Consider the following 1,928-nt stretch of genomic DNA (forward strand, 5'->3'; position numbering starts at 1 on the left):
ATCCACTAATCCACTAATCCAAAAAATATTTTGCCTGACCATCCAGATGAAGAAGTTAATTTTTTGTCAAAGCTCATCGGAAATGAGCCATTGTGATGTCGTTTTGTTGCTCATAATCATCACCAAATGGAGGTCAATAAAAAGACTAAATCACTATACTACAAAATGCCTTTTGAGATAGCCTCTTAGTATAAAAGGATTTCTATTGACCCCATTTTAGGTGATGTAATTTCTTACTGACCGAAATGGAATAAACCGTCACTGAAATTTTTCTATTCGGAAAAAGATTTTCCTATGACGGCTTAAACGAAATTTGGACTAGAATATAGGCCTTATCTAATCGAGATTAAATTAACTTCACCATTAATCGACAACCCTATATTTAATTTTCCACTATTGATATTAATTACATCATTTAATTTATCTACGGTCCATTTTTTCTTTTCTGATAAATTTACCCACTGATTTATTCCCCAACAACTAATTTCTCCTTTTTTTACCACCTCAGTCTTTTCACCTTTAAAATCAATATCAATAGCTATTATTGTTCCATTTTCTGAAAGAACACTAAGATTACCATATAAATGGGTAATTATTTTTGACTTTTTACTAAATCTTGCTCTTGGTAACTCAGGTTCTCCAAGTGTTTTCAATATCAGTTCTTCTGAAGAACCAATAGGCAGTGCTTTTATTCCATTGTCATTAATTATGTTCAGTAATTCAATTTCTACTGATGGTATCCAATTCATAATTAGCATCCTATTTTAGTATTATATCTTTTAACATTACGGGCAATGTCTTTTAGTTCTCTTGAGCGCCCGTTAGCCAAGTTACGCAAAGTTCCTGTTTCTACTTTTGCATGATCGAGAACAGATTTAACACCTTCATTTGCTTTATTAAAAATATCATTTCTAAATTTTGCATCTTTTTCAAATTGTTGTTTAGCAGCAGATATAGCTTTTTCCACTTTTGCACTTCCGGCTTCATTTGGAATAGCATTAGTAAATGTTATTCCACCTTTATGATCTGGTCTCACTGAAAGCTCAACTTTACCAGGTGCATAAAAATGTAAACCTTTTTGAACCACATCATTATAACCAGGAGAATGAATTTGCCATGTTGTATAATCCAGCCCCAACGGATCTATCCAACTTACTGGATTTGGAGCATATCGATATAAATTCATCCCACCGTTTAACCCTATTGGATCTGTCGTAATAAACCGACCAATCTCAGGGGCATAATATCGATATGTATTAAAGTGCAGCCCCGTCTCTTTGTCAAAATATTGCCCGGCATAACGCAGATTTTGGTCAAAGTGCCGTGATGAACGTTCTCTATCAGTAAAATACGCCATCGTGGTGCTGTTGACAGCCCCAAAAGCATCATATTTACCCGACCATGCAATTTTACCGTCTTCATCCGTCACTTCCAGCGGTGCACTGTTGATATCGGTGTGATACCAGAAATAATCATGTACAGCACCCTTAGCAACAATGCAGGCCAGTGGCGTATAGCTTTCATGGGATTCGTAACAATAGGTCTGGGTTTTACCCGTATTAGCATGGCGTTCCTGCAACAATTTCAGGCCGTGCCAGACAAAATCTGTCTGTTCCTGTTGCGGTGTTCCTGTCGGCCATGTTGTTACCACCTTACGAATACGTCGTCCAAGGGCATCGTAATGATAGATGGCTTTCATGCCGTTGCCTTCAGCGAGCATCAGGCGATTATCCCCATCGTAGCGGTAAACCTGTCGATTACTGCTGCTTGTCCCACGGCTGATAACATTGCCGTGGGCATCATGTTCATAACGCCACTGGTTCCACTGAACCAACCGATCACCCTGTGGAGTCAGGTGCTTTTGCTGCTCAGCCTCTTTTTCCATCATGGATTGAGGACGCTCCAGAAGGTTATCCGCACGGTCATAC

At 38.5% G+C, this 1,928-nt stretch carries 2 protein-coding genes; both read right to left on the bottom strand.

The window, feature by feature from the left end; genetic code table 11:
- Positions 1-332 precede the first annotated feature (332 nt).
- On the bottom strand, positions 333-749 hold the full coding sequence (locus FE392_RS19955; protein WP_319931871.1) for a hypothetical protein: 417 nt from the start codon (positions 747-749) through the stop codon (positions 333-335).
- A 2-nt stretch (positions 750-751) separates the two neighbouring features.
- Positions 752-1,928, bottom strand: a 1,177-nt coding sequence (locus tag FE392_RS19960) for an RHS repeat domain-containing protein (RefSeq protein ID WP_319931872.1), incomplete at its 5' end; no start/stop codon positions are given.

The sequence above is a fragment of the Xenorhabdus santafensis genome, from assembly GCF_033949405.1.
GTDB lineage: Bacteria > Pseudomonadota > Gammaproteobacteria > Enterobacterales > Enterobacteriaceae > Xenorhabdus > Xenorhabdus santafensis.

What these genes read in the sequence shown, in the direction of transcription:
- FE392_RS19955 (WP_319931871.1), bottom strand. Translation starts at nt 749, where the DNA reads ATGAATTGGATACCATCAGTAGAAATTGAATTACTGAACATAATTAAT.